The following is a 19670-nucleotide window of genomic DNA, read 5'->3' as shown; positions in this document are numbered from 1 at the left end:
CATAAACTAATGGAAGAATAACTGTTATTCCTCACAGAAATCATTAACAAGGTGTGGTAGAAGCATGGAGTTCACTCGACAAATTCTATTTAAAAACAACAATTTAATCTAAATATTTCGAAGTTTCAGCATAAAATTTATTTGCTTGAAAAAGACAAAGAAGTAGAATATCATGATAGATAGACAATTATGTTAATATTTTGTGACAAAAACAGTACATTTTCTTGTCACATATAGTGAAGATAATCACATTCTTTTTCTTGATATTACTGAAAAATGGTATTCGCTTCGCAGAGGATGAGAAAAAGTGGGGAAAGAAAAAAATTAGAAAAGGTGGAAGTGATCACTGTGAGAAAGCCGAAAATCGTAATTTTGGGAGCAGGATATGGCGGACTAATGACAGCCTCCAGACTGCAAAAAAACCTAGGGGTAAATGAAGCAGACATCAAACTTGTCAACAAAAACGACTATCATTATGAAACAACATGGCTGCACGAAGCATCTGCAGGCACGCTTCATCATGACCGCGTCAGATATGATATCCGTGATGTTATCGACCGGAACAAAATTGAATTTATCCAAGATACAGTCGAGGAAATTAAGACAGCTGAAAAAAGGGTAATCCTTGAGAAAGGCGAACTTGCATACGATTACCTTGTAATAGGTCTCGGTGCAGAGCCTGAAACTTTTGGCATTCAAGGTTTGAAAGAATACGCTTTCTCCATTGTCAATGTGAATGCAGCACGCCAAATTAGAGAACATATTGAGTACCAATTTGCGACATATAATACTGAGGCAGAGAAAAAAGATGAACGCCTTGCTATCGTGGTTGGCGGAGCAGGTTTTACAGGGATAGAATTCCTCGGTGAACTGACAAACAGGATACCAGAACTGTGCCGTGAATATGATATTGACTTCCACAAAGTGAAAATTATTTGTGTGGAAGCAGCACCAATGGTTCTCCCTGGCTTCGATCCAGAACTCGTCAACTATGCAGTTTCTCAGCTGGAGAAAAAGGGTGTAGAATTCAGGATTGGAACAGCAATCAAACAAGCAACGCCTGACAGCATCATTGTGGGCAAGGGTGATGAAGAAGTAGAAGAAATCAAGGCAGGCACCATTGTTTGGGCTGCAGGTGTCCGTGGCAGCTCTGTCATTGAGAAATCAGGTTTGGAAGCAATGCGCGGCCGAATCAAGGTGCAGCCAGATTTAAGGGCACCTGGCCATGATGATATTTTTGTTGTAGGCGATTGTGCATTAATTATTAACGAAGAAATTAATCGACCATTCCCACCAACTGCTCAAATTGCGATGCAGCAAGGGGAAGTGTGTGCGAGAAACTTAGCTTCACTTGCACGCGGCAAGAATGAAATGGAGACCTTTAAGCCGGATATTAAAGGAACGGTTTGTTCCCTTGGAGAAGACGATGCAATCGGTGTGGTATTCGGCAAGAAAGTGGTAGGGGGTAAGGCTTCCTTCATGAAAAAAATGGTCGACAACCGCGCTCTTTATATGATTGGCGGACCTTCCCTTGTAATGAAAAAAGGTAAGTTCAATATTTTTTAATAACAAACATTCAGGCCGGGATTTCCCGGCCTGTTTTTCAATATGACGATAAGGCGGAGAGAAATTTGGGGAAAAGAGACAAAGTTTGGCTGGGGGCTGCGGGTCTTGTTGTTTCGGAAAATGGAGAGTGGCTTGTTGTGAAAAAAACGTATGGTGGTTTAAAAGATATGTGGTCTCTCCCTGCAGGTTTTGTGAATAAAGGAGAGACAGCAGATGAAGCAGCAGCACGTGAGGTTTTAGAAGAAACAGGTATCGTTTGCCAAGTTAAAGGCCTAATTGGTTTACGGTCAGGCGTAATCCGTGAAATGGTAAGCGATAATTTGCTCATCTTCTTAATGGAACCTGTTGGAGGAAAGCTTAAAATTCAAGAAAGTGAGATAGCGGAAGCATGTTTCATCCACCCTAAATTTCTTTACGGCAAAAGCGATGTTTCTGTTATGCTTCATCATTTAACGGAAATCACATCAGATACAATGAAGCCTGAAATAAACGGAATAAATCCAGGAGACCAGTTTGAATACACGGCATACAAATTATTTTTATAATTTTCTGAAATCTTAAGAATAAAAGAGATATAAAAAGCAAATCAAAACTGTATACGTTTTCATTACACTTTTTTCAGCAAAAATGCGGTTTCCTTTCAAATGGAATCTTTGGTATATTATCAGAAAATTCAATTCAAAGGAGTCGATAGCTTGAACCATCAAAAGAATGAAATGAAAGAGTGCCCTTATTGTTCCGGAAAAGGATATGTTCAGCTTTTACTTGGAGGTTCGGAAACCTGCACTTGCTGCGGCGGTTCAGGAAAAGAAAAATAAGAATTTTACAGCCCCTGTTGCGACAGGGTTTTTTTATGGAGATGTAATAATTGACGGAGTATTAAGCTTTCAGTACACTAGGGATGATTGCTTATAGGAGGAGTTTTTTGTGGAACTGACTGTTGTTACACTGATTATTTCAATGTTGTTATTCTTTGTTTTATTTTTTGGTATAGGGTTCTTGCTCAATATGTTACTAAGAATGTCTTGGGTGATGGCTGTAATCTATCCTATTGTAACCATTTTCATCATCGATAAGGTTCGATTTGTGGAATACTTTACTGATAGTCGCAATGCATTCGGGGAGCTAGGGCAAAAGTTTTCGAACTTGGCGCCTGCTGATATCTTGATTCTTGGAAGCGGATTTGCAGGAGCGCTTGTGGCAGGATTCACAATCAAACAGCTTCGAAAAAAAGGATATCAAATGTTTTAAGCAGCTTCGAAACGGGGGCTGTTTTTTCTTTATTTAGGGAAAAAAATAGGTCTTCCGCTTTGTTTTTACTCTTTTATTGCATATTTTCTTTTCAGTCGGGAAAGAAATAGCTTTGAGAGGAGTGAGAAATATTGAAGAATTTCTTTCTGTCATTATCAAGGCGGACGGCTATGACCATTCTGTTTGTTGCAGCATTGTTGTCCACTTATCAATCCGTATCGGGAGTTAGCGCGATTTCCCTAGCTACATATTTGTACAAGGACGAATCTACATATCATACACACGGAAAAAAAACGTTGGGCATATCAAAAAAGGTTCTAGGCCATGTTTCGTCTCCAGCTACAAAAATTTCATCGAGCAAGACATCAGCTAAACCCCAGCCGGATTTAGAGTCAGCTATTGACTGGTCCCAGTTTAAAAAGACTACTATTTCCGCAACAGGTTATACTGCAGGGGTGGAGTCAACCGGTAAACACCCTGGTCATCCTGGGTATGGCATTACCTATTCAGGCGTTAAGGTGAAAAGAGATCTGTACTCCACCATTGCAGCAGATTTAAGTGTGTATCCGATCGGTACCATCCTCTTCATTCCAGGCTATGGCTATGGAGTGGTTGCGGACAAGGGAGGCGCAATTAAAGGAAACAAAATCGACCTCTATTATGAAACAGTGGATGATGTCTACCAACAATGGGGGAAAAAGACGGTGGAAGCCTCCATCATTAAAGTGGGCAACGGGAAATTGACAGAAGATGAATTGAAAATGCTGAATGAAGATAAAGCAATGCAGGTATTTAGGCAACAATATATTAAGAAATAAAAAAATAGCAGGCTATCCTGCTATTTTTTATGTATGCTGATCTTCTTTTAAAAGGGCAATGAGCTTTTCCAGGCCATCGAGAAGCCTGGGGGAAGGTCTGCAAAACAGCTCTTCCTCGAGAATGAATATCCTGTTTTTTTGAACCGCTTCGAGGTTTTGCCAGCCGGGCCTTTTCGTAATTTGCGAGCGTTTAATTTTATTCTTCCTAACACCAACCCATGCGATACAAATATAATCAGGGCAGCGTGATAAAACATCTTCCCAGTTCGTACTAACGCTCGCAAGCTCCACTTCGTCAAACAGGTTTTTCGCTCCGGCCGCAAGAGAAATCTCTGAGAGCCAGTTGATCCTTCCAGGCGTAAATACCGGTTTCGGCCACCATTCCCAGTACAATCGAGGCTGTCCGGTAATGAGTCTTTCTCCTTCTTTCTGCAGTTCTTTCAGCCTGTTTCGGAATATCTCTGCAGCCATCTGTCCTCGTTGCTGTTCTCCTATTGCTTTTCCCGTAAGAATGAGGTCCTTCTCGATATCTTCTAGTGATTGAGGATTGAGGACGATATGTGGAATGCCCCGATCTTGCAAGGCAGCAATATTTTTTTCCATTCCTGGAACACTTAGTGATGCCAATACGAGATCAGGCTGAAGTTCTTCGACAAGATCGATGTTAATGGAAAGGTCAGGTCCAAGGCGTGGAAGGTGCTGAACACTTTCTGGCCAGTCAGAGTAATCATCAATTCCAACAAGCTGATTTGATAGTCCCATATACTCAAGAAGCTCTGTATTACTCGGGCAAAGCGAAACTAGTCTCATATACGCATTCCTTTCTTAAAGAAAATAATGGAGGGCAAAAGTAAGAAAGATTCCTGTCAGTCCTCCAAAGAAAACTTCGATGGGCTTATGCCCTAGCAATTCCTTCAATTCTTTCCGCTTTTCGGTCTCCGGTTTATTCGGCCAGTTTTTTGCTTCTTCGACGAATCTGTTGAAATCGCTGACAAGCTGGTTCAGTACCGTTGCCTGCTCTCCTGCCTGGCGCCGAACACCTGTTGCGTCAAACATCGTAATGACACTAAAGATGGCTGCAAGTGCAAACAGATTGGAATCTAGTCCAGATTCAAGTGCAATACCTGTGGATAGAGCAGTGACAGCTGCTGAATGAGAACTCGGCATTCCGCCTGTACTTGTCAGCAAAGACCAGTTCCACTTCCTCGTCGCTACAAAAGTAATAGGCACTTTTACAAATTGGGCAAAGAAGATGGCAGCTAGGGATGCCCAAAGCGGAAAATTACTCAAAAGTTCCATTCTGTTTTACCTCCTTCGTGTTTTTTCCTGTTAAACGAAACATGTTATGCTGTAGGTGTACAGGCGTGAGGTGATGAAATGGCGGAATATCCGATGGAATACTACGATTTTTTTATCTCTTTCAATCAAGGTGAGTACTATTCTTGTCATGACTTGCTTGAAGATATGTGGATGGAAGAGAAAGGCAACCTGTTCTTAAAAGGGCTTCTCCAGCTAAGTGTAGCGCTATATCATTACAGTTACGGCAATGTAAAAGGGACAAGAATCATGATGGCTGTTGCCAAGGAATATCTTTTGCCTTACAGGCCGAAACATTGGGGGCTTAATCTTGAAACAGTGATTAGTTTTATAGAAGAGTGCCTCTCCATTATACCAGATAAGGTGGATACTGTGCCTTATTCAGCAATTGGGAGCCTCCCTAGATTGCCAGAAATTTTTTTATATCTAGATGAAGATTAGGGAATCGAAATATTCTCGATGTTCGGATATAATGTAGGTATATTATGGAGGTGTTTGCGTTGTTTACTGTTAAGGATCGTTTTGAGTTTTCTTTGCCAACTGAAGTTCTTGCGATAGGTATAACGAAACGGGTAGGTCAATTGGAAGGTCTCCTGAGAGAAGCGGATGCACTATTTGAAGGTGCTCTCTTTGAACTGGTCAAGAGCGGGGATATTCGTACAAAAAAGAAAGCGGTATCTAAAATACATACGTTCGGAAAAATTGGAGCAAAACGGCTCTACTTCTTGGGAATGGGGAAAGAAAAAGAACTTAATTCTGAAGGGCTTAAAGAAAGTTTTGGCAGGCTGTTCAAAACCGCCAAAAAGGATAAGTGGAAAGAAGCAGCCATCCTGCTCGATACTTTCACAACAGAAAAGATTGATGCGCTTGATGCAGCACACGAACTTGGTGAAGCGCTTGCTCTAGCAACATATGAGTTTGAAGGGTATAGGCAAAAGTCAAATGAGCCTGACGTTACGCTTGAAAATGTAACGGTCTTTTCAACTGCACTGGAAAAGGAAGAAGTTCGGGCGGCACTGGAGGTAGGTTATATTTTCGGCAAAGCGACAAATTCCTCCAGGACGCTTGTCAATCTGCCTGGGAATATGTTGACGGCATCAGGCATGGCTTCCTACGCTATAAAACTTGCTGAAAAGTATGGGTTCCAAACGGAAATTCTTGATAGGGAAGACATGGAGAAATTAGGAATGGGTGCATTCCTCGCGGTAAGCCAAGGTTCGCTCGAGCCGCCGAAAATGATTGTCATGAAGTACCAGGGAAAAGAGGAATGGAAGGATGTCATCGGGCTTGTCGGGAAAGGAATCACTTTTGATACAGGTGGATATTCTATCAAGCCAAAGGATGGCATTGTCGGGATGAAAACAGATATGGGCGGTGCCGCAGCCGTTTTTGGCGCGATGGAGATTATCGGAGAACTAAAACCAGAGCAAAATGTTGTGGCGGTCATTCCGTCAACGGATAATATGATCAGCGGCGGGGCCTTTAAACCCGACGATGTGATTACCTCCATGAACGGGAAAACGATTGAAGTGCTGAACACGGATGCGGAAGGCCGTCTCGTACTGGCTGATGCCATTACCTATGCAAAACATCACGGAGCCGATTATCTCGTCGACGTCGCGACGCTTACGGGGGGCGTCGTTGTTGCACTGGGAACGGAGATAAGCGGAGCGCTTACAAATAATGAAAACTGGTATGAGCAAGTACTTCAAGCATCGCATGAAGCAGGCGAGCCGATTTGGAGACTACCGCTTACCGAAAAAGATATTGAGAGGGTCCGTGGCAGTAAAATTGCTGATTTGAATAATTCGCCTGGACGGGAAGGCCACGCAATCATGGGCGGCGCCTTTGTAGGCGAGTTTGCAGAGGGAACACCATGGGTTCATTTAGACATTGCAGGAACGGCAACTACCAGCAAGGAGCATGACCTTGGTCCACAAGGTGCTACAGGAGTCATGGCAAGAACCTTGGCGCTTTTGGTGGAAAGATTCGAGACAATTTAAGCATCCCATTACCTGGCTTTGGCCAGGTTTTTTTTGTTGGAGTATTATTTCAGAAAAATGGTTTGACAATTAAATAATGCTATGATAATTTAATAATTACATTTTAACACTCTACCAATTTATCGTAATAAAGCATCCTTAGAAAGGGGACAGCGTCACATCATGAATGCAGTAATTATTGCCGTCCTAGCTATGCTCATACTGAGTTTATTGCGGGTCAATGTTGTTATTTCACTTATTGTTGCTTCGATTATTGGAGGTTTGACAGGCGGATTAGGACTACAGGAAACAATGGAGGTTTTTACGAACGGGCTCGGAGGGAGTGCGCCTGTCGCTCTCAGCTATGCCCTATTAGGCGGGTTTGCCATGGCTGTGTCGAGCACAGGCCTTCCTGATGCGCTTGTAGATATGATGCTAAAAGTAATCGGAAGGATGGGGGAAGAAAAAGGAAAGGTTTATTCTAAAATATTAATTGTTTCTCTGATTCTCTTGATGGCCATTTTTTCACAAAACCTTATTCCTATTCATATCGCATTCATCCCAATCTTTATTCCGCCGCTGCTAGCGATTTTTAACAAACTTAAATTAGACAGAAGGCTTGTTGCAGCAGTGATTACTTTTGGCTTAATTACGCCATATATGTTCCTTCCAGCAGGGTTCGGGAAAATTTTTCATGAAATTCTGCAGAAAAATATGGCGAACAGCGGTCTTGTTGTTAAAGTGGAGGATATTCCTCAAGCGATGCTGCTTCCGGCAGTTGGCATGATTGCAGGGTTGTTAATCGCAGTTATTATTAGCTATCGAAAGCCAAGAAATTATACCGATTATGAAGCGTTCAAACAGCAAAGTATTGATTTTTCTAAAAGAAAATTGCTCTTTTCCGTCATTGCCATCATTGCTGCATTAGCGGTTCAAATCGCATTTAAGTCGATGATTTTTGGGGCCCTTGCAGGAATTATAGTCATTTACTTCAGCGGTGCCGTACAATGGAAAGAGACCGACAGTTTGCTTACCGGCGGGATGAAGATGATGGCCTCCATCGGGTTTGTCATGCTAGCTGCATTTGGGTTTGCAGATGTTTTGAAAGAAACAGGAGATGTAAATAGTCTTGTACAGATTTCCTCCAACTTGATAGGGAACAGCAAACCAGCAGGTGCCTTTATTATGCTGATAGTTGGCCTGCTAGTCACCTTAGGTATCGGGTCATCCTTTTCGACCATTCCCGTAATTGCTACCATTTTTGTTCCTCTTTGCCTTCAGCTTGGTTTTAGTCCAATGGCGACCATTGCCATTATTGGGACTTCAGCTGCTCTTGGGGATGCGGGTTCGCCTGCATCTGACAGCACGCTGGGACCAACTTCAGGCTTAAACGCGGATGGGCAGCATAATCATATATGGGACACGTGCATCCCGACATTCACTCATTATAATATTCCCCTCATTCTATTCGGCTGGATAGCCGCAATGGTTTTATAGATGAGCAAGCTAGGCAAAAATCTAATTCCATCGGACAAATGCCCACTCCTTTTCCAATAACCTGGCATATGAAATAGTGTAGGCAGAAAGATTGAGGAGGAGGTTTTGTCGTATGAGGAATTTTTATCCCGGATTCCGTGGGGACAGCCGGTTTATTTGGGGAGCCCCTTTCTTGGGAGGCTTGCTGGGAGGACTTGTTGGCGGCGCTTTGATCGGACCGAGACCGTTTATCCAGCCTTACCCGGTATATCCCCCGTTTCCCCCATACCCCGTGTATCCTTACGGTGGGTTTCCATATTACCGCTAATGAAGAAAAACAGCTCTTGGGAGGGCTGTTTTTTTTAGCGCCACTTGAGTTTGACAATCACTTCGGCATCCCCTTTTTCATCTAAAAAACGAAGCATTAGATTATCAGGGTTAAAAAGCAACATTGGTTTATTTCTAATTCCTGTTGACAGGATAAGTCTTTCTACTGCCTGAGTTTTTGATTCCTGAGCTGCTTTCATAATTTTGGTGGAGAAGGAAGGTGATGCGGAAATCTTTTCAAGTAGACTCCTCGCGTCCTTAAAAAATGCTAATGATAAGCCTGCAGATTGGCGAAATTTCGAAGAATCGACTGGTGGATAAGGTCTCATGCCTAAGTATTCTTGCTTACGGTTGGCTGTATTATCCCAAAATTGGAAGCTTTTCAATCTATCCCTCCTTACATAAACTTGTATCCCTCATATATATGTAAGGGATCACTTTATTAGGCTATGAGTTTCGGATGAAAAAAAGAGGATATTATTTGGAAAGAGTAGAATTTCTTAGTCATATATTTAATTATTTAGAAAATTTTTCTGAAGTAAGCAGTAGGGAGGAACCTGGATGAATGTGGACCTCGTCTTGGAAATGATGGAAGGAAACGGATATATCGGTTTATTCATCTGGTTATGGTTGGGGATTTTTGGAATTCCGCTTCCTAATGAGGTCCTGATCATGGGAGTAGGTTTTGTATCATCTACTGGAATCCTCCATCCTTTATCCGCATTTTTGACGGCGTATGCTGGCCTAATCTTTGCGCTAACAACAAGCTATCTGATGGGGCGGATATTGGGTAAACGTTTGCTAAGTTTCTTTCGAAAATCTAAGCGATTCACTCTATCCGTGGAATCATCTATTAGAATAATGGCGAAATACCACGCTTTCTCACTTTCTTTCAGCTATTTTATTCCTGGGGTGAGGAGTGTTATCCCATTTCTCTATGGAGCAGGAGGACTCAATTATCGTACATTTGCTTTATATGCGTATCCTGGAGCGCTTGCTTGGCTGTCTCTTACTTTTACTGCAGGTTTTTTATTTGGAGACAATATGGATGATATAATAAAGCTTGGAAGTGAGTATGGGGCTGCTTTTCTCCTTGTCTCACTTGTAACATTAACCGTAGTGATTCACAGAAAAAGGCGTAGAAACAGGGAAAGAGTGCTCGATAGGTAGATTGGCGGGAATATTTCCCGCCAATCTCAAATTACTGCCTGTGTTCAAATAAATCGATTGCTCCAAGGACGATATGAGCAAGGCCGAAGCCGACTACAGTATTTGAAAGTCTGTTGTTGACTCTGTTGCTTTGAGACAGCGCATAACCTGCTGCTGTTACGGCAGTTCCAAGCACTGCAGGAATCAAACCTTCTCGTACATTATTCATGCTTATCCACCTCGGATTATGGTCATTATTTGTCCAACAGGACATTGTTAGCATCCCCGTTCTCCTTAACATTTATCAGATTATCACGCTTGATGATGGAGGTACATAATGGACTTTAGCCAAACGCTCATGCATTCGCTTGGGATTGAGATTACTCGAGTGGAAAAAGGTCTTGTCACTGCGATGATGCCTGTAGATCATCGGACGCGCCAGCCTTTTGGGCTGCTGCATGGAGGTGCATCGGTTGCGCTTGCAGAAACAGTAGCAAGCATTGGTGCTTATGAATTATCAAACAAGGAAACCGAAGCAGTTGTAGGGCTTGAAATAAATGCGAATCACCTTCGTTCCAAAAGGGAAGGAATGGTGACAGCAACCGCAGAAGTGTTGCATCACGGAAGGAAGACAATGGTCTGGGAAGTTAAGATAGAAGATGAAGAAGACAAGCTGATCTGTATTTCAAGATGTACGATAGCAGTTATTCAAAAGTGAACGCAGGGCGGTTTCATTGTGTCAAGAAAAAGTTAGTTCGAATCCGCAAAGCGAGTGATTTCGGGCTTTTGAAAAAGCTTGAATCGGTATCACGTGCTTTGCTAGTTGCACTTTCAATATGGTTTTTTTCGATGTTGTGTTACACGATACTGCCGGTTTGTCCACGATATTCTATTCCGCTCCCAAACCCTAAAAAATTGTCATTTTGCTTTTTTTTTGAGGTTTAGGCGAGGAGTTTTTGGTGATGTGGAATTGTTTTTTGAAAAAGCGTGCTTTTGGGACCGATTACACACAATTGTGTAGCTCTCCCTGAAGCGTTCTGGATAAGTTATCAACGGTAACTGTTCATTTATCAACGGTAATGGACAATTTATCAACGGTAAATCACCGTTTATCAACGGTAATCTATCATTTATCTACAGTAGCTATACAACAGGATCCATATTAGATAATTTTTGTAAAATGATCCGCGTTCCACTGCGCTCCCAAACCCTAAAAAATTGTCATTTTGCTTTGTTTTTTGAGGTTTAGGCGAGGAGTTTTTGGTGATGTGGAATTGTTTTTTTGAAAAAGCGTGCTTTTGGAACCGGTTACACACGATTGTGAAGCTCTCCCTGAAGCGTCCTGGATAAGTTATCAACGGTAAGCGCAAAAATATCTACAGCAGATTCCAGTTTGTTTTCAGGTCGGCTGTTTTTAACTCGCTCGATTCCCATTTGTCCCGCCGACTAACACGGACTTAGCGGCTCACCTGTCCTCTGATCGTGCCGTGGTACACGGCATTTCTTATCCTGATGAAAGATCCCATGGGGTGATATCGAACAAATCCCCAAGCCTCTTTCCATGAAAGGATGATGGGGCCAAGCTAAGAAAGCAATTTCTCATGGAACATAGGAATGGAAGCTCCATCTTTGCAATCCAATCGAACTTTCTAATGTGTGACGAAACCTTCCTTGCTCGCCTTGCATGACTTTTGGAGTATTGTGTAAAACCCTTATTGGTCGATTCCTCGGATGCTATGGAAGCAGCAAGCGTCACTGCGTCCTCTATTGCCAACGATGCCCCCTGTCCCATATTAAGGAGGGGGGAGTGGGCAGCATCCCCTAGCAGCAGGATACAACCGAAAAAAAGAATTCCAGGCGATTTCGATTCAAAAATATCATGGTGAATGATTTCATTGTCTTTTGTTCTCTCGAGGATTTGCTGAATCGGATCGTGGTAATAGAAAAAATTGAATAACAAATCAATCGAAGCCCAAGTATTCATTGCTTTCTCTTGTCCTTCACATTTCCTGACGGCATACCAGTAAATCTGGTTGTTTGGAAGGGGAACAATCCCAAAGCGACCCCGGTGCCCCCATGTTTCGCTGAAGGCATAATTGGAAAACTCACCATCATGATCAAGAATACCGCGCCAGCAGGTGTAGCCGGAGGCCACAGGGGAAGAGTCCGGCAATAGCTTCCTCCTCACAAGAGAGTGAAGTCCATCGCAAGCGAGCATATAACTGCACTCTTTCGTCTCTCCGCCTTCAAAGAAAAGGGTAATGCTATTCTTATTCCGCTCAAAGTTATCGAGTTTCTGTCCAAAGTGCAGCGTGCCAGGTGAAAGCTCGCTGGCTAAAAGGGTCAATAAAAGAGGACCATAGATGAAGCGAAAACAAGATGTAATGACAGGAGAAGAATATTTTAATGTGGAGATGACTTTCCCGGAATCTGCACGGATCGTATAACAATCGGTACCGATACTATTTTTCCATACAGCTTCCCTTAGACCAAGCATTTCAAGGCAGATAAGCGCATTTCCGCCAAGAATCATGCCAGCGCGAGGATAATCTTCTGGCATTCCCTGTTCGTACACTTCTGCCTGTATTCCTCTTTGCTGCAGAGCGAGGGCTGTGCATAAACCGCTGATTCCGCCGCCAATTACCGCAACCTTTTCGCCTGCCATCATAACCGCTCCCTTTCTCGCTATGCTACCTTCATCATACGCTATACATTTTCACCGAGGTATGGATAAAAATTGAACCTTTCTGGAAATTAAAGTAGAGAAAAAACCACTAATTCACGACGAATTAGTGGTTTTTGTGCTAAATTAGCTACTTTTTTCTATGTTTCGCAAGGTCATCCCTCACACTGTTTCCCCAAAGCTTCACACCTGAATTATATGCGGCTCTGCTAATTAAATGGCCTGCAACAGGGGATGTCATGAAAATGAAAGCAATCCCCAGCAATAGTCTTGAGTGAAAGCTGCCTGTGTCTTGATAGGCATACAGCAATGTACCAAGAAGCACAAGCATGACACCGAGTGTAGCGCTTTTCGAAGCTGCATGATTCCTTGTGTACACATCTGGAAGCCGGATAAGCCCAAAGGCAGTAACAAGGCTTAATAGCGCACCGGTTAGAACGGTTAGACCAATAAAAAACTTAAGAATTTCTGTCACGTTCCATGATCACTCCCTTCTCCAGGTATTTGCTAAAAGCAACTGTCCCGATAAAAGCGAGAATTCCAATCAAGAGGATAATATCGAGAAAAGCAGTTGTTTTCAGGAAAATAGATACAATGGCGATGATGGAAACAAGGTTAATGCCAAGCGCGTCAAGCGCAACGACCCGGTCGGGGATAGTTGGCCCTTTGATGACCCTGTAAATGAGGCCGAGCATTGCCAGGGAAATGATGAACAAAGAAATCATGAGGACGATTTCAAACATTATCTGCTCACCTCCATGATCGCTTTTTCAAATGAATTCTTGATACCATCGATTGCTTCCTGTATGTCATCAATATCCATTGCATGGACATAGAGTATAGAGTTGTCAGGAGAAATATCGATGACGAGCGTACCGGGTGTCAACGTAATCAGGTTTGCAAGAATGGTGATTTCCCAGTCTTCCTTTAACTCTGTTGGTAGAGCGAAAATCCCAGGCTTAATATCGAGCTTTGGTTTCAGGATCACCTTTAATACTGCCAGATTTGATAAAAATAACTCACGATTAAAAATCAGGAAAAGACGAATGACAGCCACTATTTTGTACCCGTAAAATCTCGTATGAAAAAACCTTCGGAAAGTAAAAATGACCAAAAGGCCGAAGAAGTAGCCTACAAGAAAAGTAACAGGTGTATAGGATGTCTTTAGAAACATCCATATGAAAGCAAGGAAAAAGTTAAGCAAAATCTGGAAGGCCATCTACTATCACTCCTTTAGGACCGCATTGATATAAATGTCTGGATTTTTTAAGGTCTCTGCCGCCAAGGAGATGACCGGGTAAATTGCTTCCGTTCCTAACCCATACAAAACTGCGAGTGCTGTAAGAAGGGCAGGGGCTGCCAATAGAGACGTGACAGGAACTTTGCCTGTATTTTTAGGTACACGTGCTTTTCCCCAGAAGGCTCCAATGAATATTTTCATGATGGAAAAAAGGACAACAAGACTTGACATTAAAACAATTCCTGCTCCCCAAAAGCTTTCATCCTCAAAACCTGAACGGACAATTAGCAGCTTTCCGATAAAGCCGCTTAGCGGAGGAATGCCTGCAAGCGCTAATGAAGCAATGAAAAACGTCCAGCCAAGCCCTGGGTAGGTATGGATGAAGCCACCCATTTTTCGCAGGTCGGCTGTTCCTGCTAATTTTACAATAATTCCTACTAAAAGGAACAAGGCAGCCTTGATGATCATGTCATGGATTAAATAAAAGATAGAGCCTGTCACCGACTCGCTGTTCATGATGGACACACCGAATAGAATGACACCAACAGCGATAATGATATTGTAAATAATTATTTTTTTAACATCATGGAATGCAATTGCACCAATTGCACCTGCAATGATCGTGAAAATCGCGAGGATTTGAAGAAGCTCAATCGCAAATCCCGCATCATGATAGAAAAATAATGTATAGGTTCTTGTAATGGAATAGACGCCGACTTTTGTCAGCAATGCACCAAACAGCGCCATAACAGGAGCCGGCGGTGCATAATATGAGCCAGGAAGCCAAAAATACAGCGGAAATATGGCACCCTTTAACCCAAATACAATCAAGAATAGGACTGCAATCACTGTAAGAATTCCTGAATTGCCCGACTCCGCAATCCTTGCGGAAATATGCGCCATGTTCAATGTGCCGACGACAGAATATAGAAAAGCGACCGTGATGACAAAGAGAGCGGAGGAAATGACATTAACAAGAATATATTTAATGGTTTCCCTCAGTTGAATCTTCGTCCCTCCAAGAACAAGCAAAACATAGGAAGACATCAGCATTACTTCAAAAAACACGAATAAGTTGAAAATATCACCTGTTGTGAAAGCCCCGTTCACTCCAACAATAAGGAACTGAAAGATAGGGTAATAGTAAAACTTCTCCCTGTCTTCCCCGATAGACCAGAAAGAATAAAACAGGCATGCAGCAGCAATGATGCTTGTTGTCAGCACGAGCAGGGAAGAAAGCATATCGGATACGAGTGTGATGCCGAATGGCGCCTCCCAGTTGCTGACATTCATCGTTTGAATTCCATCGTTATAAACTTGAAATGCGAGCGCAGCGGTAAAAATGATGGTAACAATCGAACTTATACCTGAAATGGTTCGCTGCAGTCTGATGTTGCTTGAAAAAATAATGAGAATGATTCCAGTAAAAAGCGGAATCAGTATTGGTATTATCAGTAGATTATTCATGTCCTTCCTTTCCTCTCAAGCGATCCATATTATCCGTTCCTAGTTCCTGGTACGCCCTATAGGCAAGTACGAGAAAGAACGAGGTAACACCAAAGCTGATAACTATTGCTGTAAGTATCAGCGCCTGTGGAAGCGGATCTACATAAGACTCGGCATTCTCACCTAATAACGGTGCGGCACCGCGCTTCAAGTCGCCCATTGTCAAGATTAAGAGATGGGCTCCATGGCTCAGTAAACCAGTTCCGACAATAATGCGCAGAAGGCTTTTGGAAAGCATAAGATAGGTTGCTGTCATGAACAATATTCCGATTAGGAAACTCATAAGTATTTCCATTAGTCACTCTCCCCAATCGTCTGAATGATGGTCATCGTCACACCAATGACGACAAGAAACACACCGGTATCGAACAAGACCGCTGTATGCAAGGATGTTTTTCCAAGAATGGGCAGGTTTGCATACGTATAAGCATGTGTCAGGAAAGGCTTCCCTGCGAGCAAGGCTCCAGCTCCTGTTCCAGCGGAAAACAAAAGACCAATGCCAATCATTTTCCGGTAATCTACCGGAAGGATGGCTTTGACCATTTCGATATCATAGGCAAGAAGGAGAAGGACGATGGCACCTGAAGCCATGAGTCCGCCGATAAATCCTCCGCCCGGATGGTAGTGTCCAGTAAAAAACAGATAAATGGAGAAAAGGATAATGACAAACAACGTAATTTTCGTCACTGTTTGTAGAATGATATCATTTGTCTTCATTACTCGTTTTTCCCCTTTGCAAGACGCAGCTTGATCATCCCGAATATGCCAAGAGCGGCGATGGCAAGTACGCAAATTTCAAACAATGTATCGAATCCGCGGAAGTCAACAAGGATGACATTGACCATATTTTCTCCGCCAGCTTTTTTATACGTATTCTCAATATAATAGTTTGCGATGCTTCCGAACTTTTTGCTGCTGTGGGCAGATAATGAGATGACTGTTACGATTGTTCCAACTCCAATGGCAATCAGCAGGTTGACAAGTTTAAATCCTATTCTCCCTTCGCTTTTCCTCAGTTTTGGCAAATGATAGAAGCAGAGGAGGAACAGGGATACGGAAACTGTTTCAATGACAAGCTGGGTCAGTGCAAGGTCTGGTGCTCGAAAAATGACAAAGAATAGCGCTACCGTATAACCTACAGCTCCGAGAAGGATAATGGATGTCAGCCGCGATTTGGCAAAAAGGATGGAAATAGATGCAGCCGCAATGATGGCAACAAGCATGATTTCATAAAAACGTACAGCTGCCAAATCGTCTGTATTTATTTTGAATGCTTGTTCATAAACCATTGCCAAACCAAGGATAAAGATAAAGAACGAAAAGATATAGACAAGATATGTCCTGATAAAACCATTCATATAAAGGCTTGTAAACCTTCTTGATCCTAGTTGGGAAAGTTCCAATGTCCGATCGTAACCTCTGTTAAAGGACCATTTTTCAGGGAAGAGACGGTAGAAACCTATCCACTTATCACTGGTTTTATACAAGAAAAATCCAACTGCAATTACTCCCACTGTCATGAACAATTCAGGTTTGAAGCCATGCCAATGGGATATTTCTACTTTAAAGCTTTCGCCATTCCCTAAAATGTTTTGCAACACTGCCCCCATTGCAGGTGCAATCAAGCTGTCGGAAAGGATATTTGGGAATAATCCGAATATCACGACAAGCGATGCCAGAATGACTGGAGGAATCAACATTCCTAAAGGAGCTTCATGAGGTTTCTTATCCAGTTCTTCCTGCTGAAACCCACCTGAAAACGTCTGAAATAGTATTATCATACAATACACAAAAGTGAAAACACTTCCCGTCCATGCGATAACCGGAAATAATAGTCCCCATGTGTCAAGGCTGAGTATTCCCGCTTCCTTCACTTTCAGCATGGAAGTGAAAAACATTTCCTTGCTGAGGAAGCCGTTAAACGGCGGAAGTCCAGCCATGGAAAGGGTCCCGATTAGGGAGATAGTAAAAGTGATAGGCATCATTGTCATTAATCCGCCGAGCTTGCGAATATCTCGAGTACCTGTTTCATGGTCAATGATCCCAACAGCCATGAACAAACTGCCTTTGAATGTCGCATGGTTTACGAGGTGGAATAGTGCTGCAGTGGTAGCAACCGTATATGGTACAGCGCTTTTCCCGCTAAAATGAAAAGCTGCAGCTCCAACACCAAGAAGAGACATAATCATACCAAGCTGGCTGACAGTAGAAAAGGCAAGGATACCCTTCAAATCTGTTTGCCTAACTGCGGAGAAAGAACCCCAGAACAGCGTCACTAATCCGGTTATTGCAATAATCCATAACCATAGGCTTGATTGGGCAAATACGGGAGTTAGCCTTGCGACAAGATAGATTCCTGCTTTCACCATTGTGGCTGAATGGAGGTAGGCACTGACAGGAGTAGGCGCCTCCATTGCATCAGGAAGCCATATATGAAAAGGAAATTGTGCAGACTTGGTAAATGCTCCAAGCAGGAAACAGAGCATTGCCGGAACAAACAAGGGTTGTCCCGATAGCTCTCCAGCCATTTTAATGGTTTTAGAAATGCTGAATGTCCCTGTCATGAGGTAAAGGAGCAATATTCCCCCTAGCATGGCTAAACCGCCAAAAACTGTGATCAGCATGGACTTTTGGGCACCGTACCGAGACCTTTCACGATGATTCCAATATCCAATCAGGAGGAAAGAAGAGAAGCTCGTAAGTTCCCAAAAACTGTAGAGCAAAATCATGTTGTCAGAGAGGACAACACCTAACATCGCACTCATGAACATGAGCAAATAAACATAAAAGAGATGAAGCTTTTCTTTTTCTTTCGATAAATAGTAAATCGAATACAGTACCACCAACGAACCAATCCCAGTGATTAAGAGGGCAAATAACAGCCCTAATCCATCAATTTTCACAGTGAAATCAATACCGAGTGAAGGAATCCAGTCAAGTGTCCTTGTTATGGTATCGCCTTGGGAGGTCTGGAAAATGAATTGTAGAAAATAGGAGAACAGCATTATGGGCAGCGGCAGGAGAAACCAGCCTGTATGTATGTTTGCGAATTTCTTATACAATGCCGGTATGAATGCCGCCAAGATAAGCGGTGATACAATGGCAAGGTGTAATAACGACAAAAAACGAACCTCCTTGTTATGCATTATGTCCTGGTAACCGTATATCCTTTTTACTCTAACATTTTTAATCTTCTACCTTCAAACGAGAATGCTTTGACGGAAATATCGGAACCTTTAGACAAAATTATACCTTAAAATACAATCTTCTGCATTATCAAGCTGAAAGCTTTCTGCAACGTATAGATTGGAGGGATTTTTCCTAATCTATACTTAAAAGGAGGGGATAGTATGGTTATTAAATCAGCTATCTGTTGTGCTTTGTTTTTCTGTTTACTCCTTATGGCAGTTCACTTTGAAAATAGCAGAACAGACTACAATAGTGGAAGAATTGGCATACAAGGAGCGGGACAAGGGGGAAGCAAAACGGACGATTTTGAAGAACCTTTCCAGCCGAGGGAGTATGTGAAAATTATTCCGCAGTAAGATAGAAGAAAATAGGGAAGAGATAGGACATAAATTATTGTTTCTTTTTAGACAAAATAAAATTGCAGAAAAGTTAAAAAACGGAGGGTGATACATGCTATAATAGTAAAAATGTGGCTGCACACCGCAGCGGACGGAAAGTTGGGTGACGATGGGCAAGGTGGAAAAGGTCTTATTCATTGATTTTGAATTTACCATGCCGGACCGTAACAGCAGAAGGATGGGGTTTTATCCTGAAATCATCGAGGCAGGTGTGGTCCTTGTAAGCCGGAATAAAATTATTGAGCAGTTTTCTGCATTCGTGATTCCGGAGAGGTTCCCGGTACTCACGGAAAGATGCCGGTCTTTCCTCCATATTTCACAAGAGCAGGTTGATACTGGAATAAGGCTGAGGGATTTAGCAGAAAAGTTCCGGGTTATGCAGGGCAAGGCGGATTGTTCCATTGTTACATGGGGGAATATGGACATGAAAGTCCTTCGCCATAATTGTCAAAAAGTTGGAATTCCATTTCCGCTCTCTGGTGAAGAAATCGATCTTTCAATGGAGTATAAGCGTTTCTTTGGCGATCAGAATCAGACTGGGCTTTGGAAAGCGGTCCAGGAATACGGAAGGGAAGGAACTGGCAGACATCACAGGGCATTAGATGATGCGCTCACAACCTTCCACATTTACAAACTTGTTGAGAAGGACAAACAGTATTTAAAGCGTCCGGCTCCAACAACGATTGGAGATATGGTTGACCTTTCGGAACTCTTCAACAAATTTGCATAAAAACCAGATCGCCATGATGGTAATCTGGTTTTTTGTGC

At 42.6% G+C, this 19670-nt stretch carries 25 protein-coding genes; 12 read left to right on the top strand and 13 right to left on the bottom strand.

Going from position 1 to position 19670, the window contains the following annotated elements; translation table 11 throughout:
- The first annotated feature begins 339 nt into the window (after positions 1 to 339).
- The 5 genes from BQ5796_RS12680 (at position 340) to BQ5796_RS12665 (ending at position 3635) form a co-directional block, all read left to right on the top strand.
- Positions 340 to 1566 carry an NAD(P)/FAD-dependent oxidoreductase gene (locus BQ5796_RS12680; RefSeq protein ID WP_071461294.1) on the top strand — a complete coding sequence of 409 codons (1227 nt, stop codon included), beginning with the start codon at positions 340 to 342 and terminating at the stop codon, positions 1564 to 1566.
- A 65-nt stretch (positions 1567 to 1631) separates the two neighbouring features.
- Positions 1632 to 2111 (top strand): NUDIX domain-containing protein, encoded by a 480-nt coding sequence (locus tag BQ5796_RS12675; RefSeq protein ID WP_071460557.1) that lies wholly within the window; start codon positions 1632 to 1634, stop codon positions 2109 to 2111.
- A gap of 171 nt (positions 2112 to 2282) precedes the next feature.
- A complete protein-coding gene (locus tag BQ5796_RS18435) occupies positions 2283 to 2384 on the top strand; it encodes a YuiA family protein (RefSeq protein WP_234969391.1) in 102 nt (33 codons plus the stop codon).
- Between the two features lie 142 nt (positions 2385 to 2526).
- Positions 2527 to 2817: a YuiB family protein gene (locus BQ5796_RS12670; protein WP_428839320.1), complete on the top strand. Its 291-nt coding sequence runs from the start codon at positions 2527 to 2529 to the stop codon at positions 2815 to 2817.
- A gap of 170 nt (positions 2818 to 2987) precedes the next feature.
- Positions 2988 to 3635 carry a 3D domain-containing protein gene (locus BQ5796_RS12665; protein WP_071460555.1) on the top strand — a complete coding sequence of 216 codons (648 nt, stop codon included), beginning with the start codon at positions 2988 to 2990 and terminating at the stop codon, positions 3633 to 3635.
- A gap of 27 nt (positions 3636 to 3662) precedes the next feature.
- Here BQ5796_RS12665 and BQ5796_RS12660 read toward each other — a convergent pair whose 3' ends face one another.
- Positions 3663 to 4445: a cobalamin-binding protein gene (locus BQ5796_RS12660; RefSeq protein ID WP_071460554.1), complete on the bottom strand. Its 783-nt coding sequence runs from the start codon at positions 4443 to 4445 to the stop codon at positions 3663 to 3665.
- 15 nt (positions 4446 to 4460) lie between these two features.
- The gene (locus BQ5796_RS12655; RefSeq protein WP_071460553.1) at positions 4461 to 4934 is read right to left on the bottom strand and encodes a divergent PAP2 family protein; all 474 of its coding nucleotides are present in this window, start codon (positions 4932 to 4934) and stop codon (positions 4461 to 4463) included.
- Positions 4935 to 5012: 78 nt separating this feature from the next.
- On the opposite strand from BQ5796_RS12655, the gene BQ5796_RS12650 reads away from it, so the two are divergent.
- From BQ5796_RS12650 to BQ5796_RS12640, 3 genes are all read left to right on the top strand, one after another.
- Positions 5013 to 5393: a DUF309 domain-containing protein gene (locus BQ5796_RS12650; protein WP_071460552.1), complete on the top strand. Its 381-nt coding sequence runs from the start codon at positions 5013 to 5015 to the stop codon at positions 5391 to 5393.
- A gap of 59 nt (positions 5394 to 5452) precedes the next feature.
- The gene (locus tag BQ5796_RS12645; protein WP_071460551.1) at positions 5453 to 6955 is read left to right on the top strand and encodes a leucyl aminopeptidase; all 1503 of its coding nucleotides are present in this window, start codon (positions 5453 to 5455) and stop codon (positions 6953 to 6955) included.
- 162 nt (positions 6956 to 7117) lie between these two features.
- Complete coding sequence (locus BQ5796_RS12640) at positions 7118 to 8431, top strand: Na+/H+ antiporter family protein (RefSeq protein ID WP_071460550.1); 1314 nt, start codon at positions 7118 to 7120, stop codon at positions 8429 to 8431.
- A gap of 341 nt (positions 8432 to 8772) precedes the next feature.
- Here BQ5796_RS12640 and BQ5796_RS12630 read toward each other — a convergent pair whose 3' ends face one another.
- Complete coding sequence (locus tag BQ5796_RS12630) at positions 8773 to 9123, bottom strand: YuzC family spore coat inner layer protein (RefSeq protein WP_071460548.1); 351 nt, start codon at positions 9121 to 9123, stop codon at positions 8773 to 8775.
- Positions 9124 to 9298: 175 nt separating this feature from the next.
- Between BQ5796_RS12630 and BQ5796_RS12625 the strand changes: the two genes are divergently transcribed.
- Positions 9299 to 9907 carry a DedA family protein gene (locus BQ5796_RS12625; protein ID WP_071460547.1) on the top strand — a complete coding sequence of 203 codons (609 nt, stop codon included), beginning with the start codon at positions 9299 to 9301 and terminating at the stop codon, positions 9905 to 9907.
- A 31-nt stretch (positions 9908 to 9938) separates the two neighbouring features.
- On the opposite strand, the gene BQ5796_RS12620 is transcribed toward BQ5796_RS12625, so the two are convergent.
- Entirely contained in the window at positions 9939 to 10115 is a 177-nt protein-coding gene (locus BQ5796_RS12620; protein WP_071460546.1) for an asparagine synthase, read from the bottom strand.
- A gap of 108 nt (positions 10116 to 10223) precedes the next feature.
- Here BQ5796_RS12620 and BQ5796_RS12615 point away from each other — a divergent pair, with 108 nt between their 5' ends.
- The gene (locus tag BQ5796_RS12615; protein WP_071460545.1) at positions 10224 to 10604 is read left to right on the top strand and encodes a hotdog fold thioesterase; all 381 of its coding nucleotides are present in this window, start codon (positions 10224 to 10226) and stop codon (positions 10602 to 10604) included.
- A 590-nt stretch (positions 10605 to 11194) separates the two neighbouring features.
- Here the strand turns inward: BQ5796_RS12615 and BQ5796_RS18685 are convergent.
- From BQ5796_RS18685 to BQ5796_RS12575, 9 genes are all read right to left on the bottom strand, one after another.
- Positions 11195 to 11320 carry a hypothetical protein gene (locus tag BQ5796_RS18685; protein ID WP_282956862.1) on the bottom strand — a complete coding sequence of 42 codons (126 nt, stop codon included), beginning with the start codon at positions 11318 to 11320 and terminating at the stop codon, positions 11195 to 11197.
- A gap of 70 nt (positions 11321 to 11390) precedes the next feature.
- The gene (locus BQ5796_RS12610; RefSeq protein WP_071460544.1) at positions 11391 to 12551 is read right to left on the bottom strand and encodes an FAD-dependent oxidoreductase; all 1161 of its coding nucleotides are present in this window, start codon (positions 12549 to 12551) and stop codon (positions 11391 to 11393) included.
- Between the two features lie 148 nt (positions 12552 to 12699).
- Positions 12700 to 13044 carry a monovalent cation/H(+) antiporter subunit G gene (mnhG, locus tag BQ5796_RS12605; protein WP_071460543.1) on the bottom strand — a complete coding sequence of 115 codons (345 nt, stop codon included), beginning with the start codon at positions 13042 to 13044 and terminating at the stop codon, positions 12700 to 12702.
- On the bottom strand, positions 13028 to 13294 hold the full coding sequence (locus BQ5796_RS12600; protein ID WP_428839319.1) for a Na(+)/H(+) antiporter subunit F1: 267 nt from the start codon (positions 13292 to 13294) through the stop codon (positions 13028 to 13030). Before BQ5796_RS12600 ends, mnhG begins: the two co-directional genes overlap by 17 nt.
- Before the next feature lie 17 nt (positions 13295 to 13311).
- Positions 13312 to 13788: a Na+/H+ antiporter subunit E gene (locus BQ5796_RS12595; RefSeq protein ID WP_071460541.1), complete on the bottom strand. Its 477-nt coding sequence runs from the start codon at positions 13786 to 13788 to the stop codon at positions 13312 to 13314.
- Positions 13789 to 13794: 6 nt separating this feature from the next.
- The gene (locus BQ5796_RS12590) at positions 13795 to 15276 is read right to left on the bottom strand and encodes a Na+/H+ antiporter subunit D (protein WP_071460540.1); all 1482 of its coding nucleotides are present in this window, start codon (positions 15274 to 15276) and stop codon (positions 13795 to 13797) included.
- Positions 15269 to 15610: a Na(+)/H(+) antiporter subunit C gene (locus BQ5796_RS12585; protein ID WP_071460539.1), complete on the bottom strand. Its 342-nt coding sequence runs from the start codon at positions 15608 to 15610 to the stop codon at positions 15269 to 15271. The genes BQ5796_RS12590 and BQ5796_RS12585 overlap by 8 nt, the downstream gene beginning before the upstream one ends.
- Entirely contained in the window at positions 15610 to 16032 is a 423-nt protein-coding gene (locus BQ5796_RS12580) for a Na(+)/H(+) antiporter subunit B (protein WP_071460538.1), read from the bottom strand. The genes BQ5796_RS12585 and BQ5796_RS12580 overlap by 1 nt, the downstream gene beginning before the upstream one ends.
- On the bottom strand, positions 16032 to 18437 hold the full coding sequence (locus BQ5796_RS12575; protein WP_071460537.1) for a Na+/H+ antiporter subunit A: 2406 nt from the start codon (positions 18435 to 18437) through the stop codon (positions 16032 to 16034). The genes BQ5796_RS12580 and BQ5796_RS12575 overlap by 1 nt, the downstream gene beginning before the upstream one ends.
- Positions 18438 to 18665: 228 nt before the next feature.
- Between BQ5796_RS12575 and BQ5796_RS12570 the strand changes: the two genes are divergently transcribed.
- Complete coding sequence (locus BQ5796_RS12570; RefSeq protein ID WP_071460536.1) at positions 18666 to 18860, top strand: hypothetical protein; 195 nt, start codon at positions 18666 to 18668, stop codon at positions 18858 to 18860.
- A gap of 151 nt (positions 18861 to 19011) precedes the next feature.
- Positions 19012 to 19632 (top strand): 3'-5' exonuclease KapD, encoded by a 621-nt coding sequence (gene kapD, locus BQ5796_RS12565; RefSeq protein WP_071460535.1) that lies wholly within the window; start codon positions 19012 to 19014, stop codon positions 19630 to 19632.
- Positions 19633 to 19670 lie beyond the last annotated feature (38 nt).

The sequence above is a fragment of the Bacillus massilinigeriensis genome, from assembly GCF_900111815.1.
Classification (GTDB): Bacteria; Bacillota; Bacilli; order Bacillales; family Cytobacillaceae; genus Mesobacillus_C; species Mesobacillus_C mediterraneensis.
The sequence above is the reverse complement of the archived record's forward strand: the minus strand, read 5'-3'. Positions and strand labels throughout refer to the sequence as shown.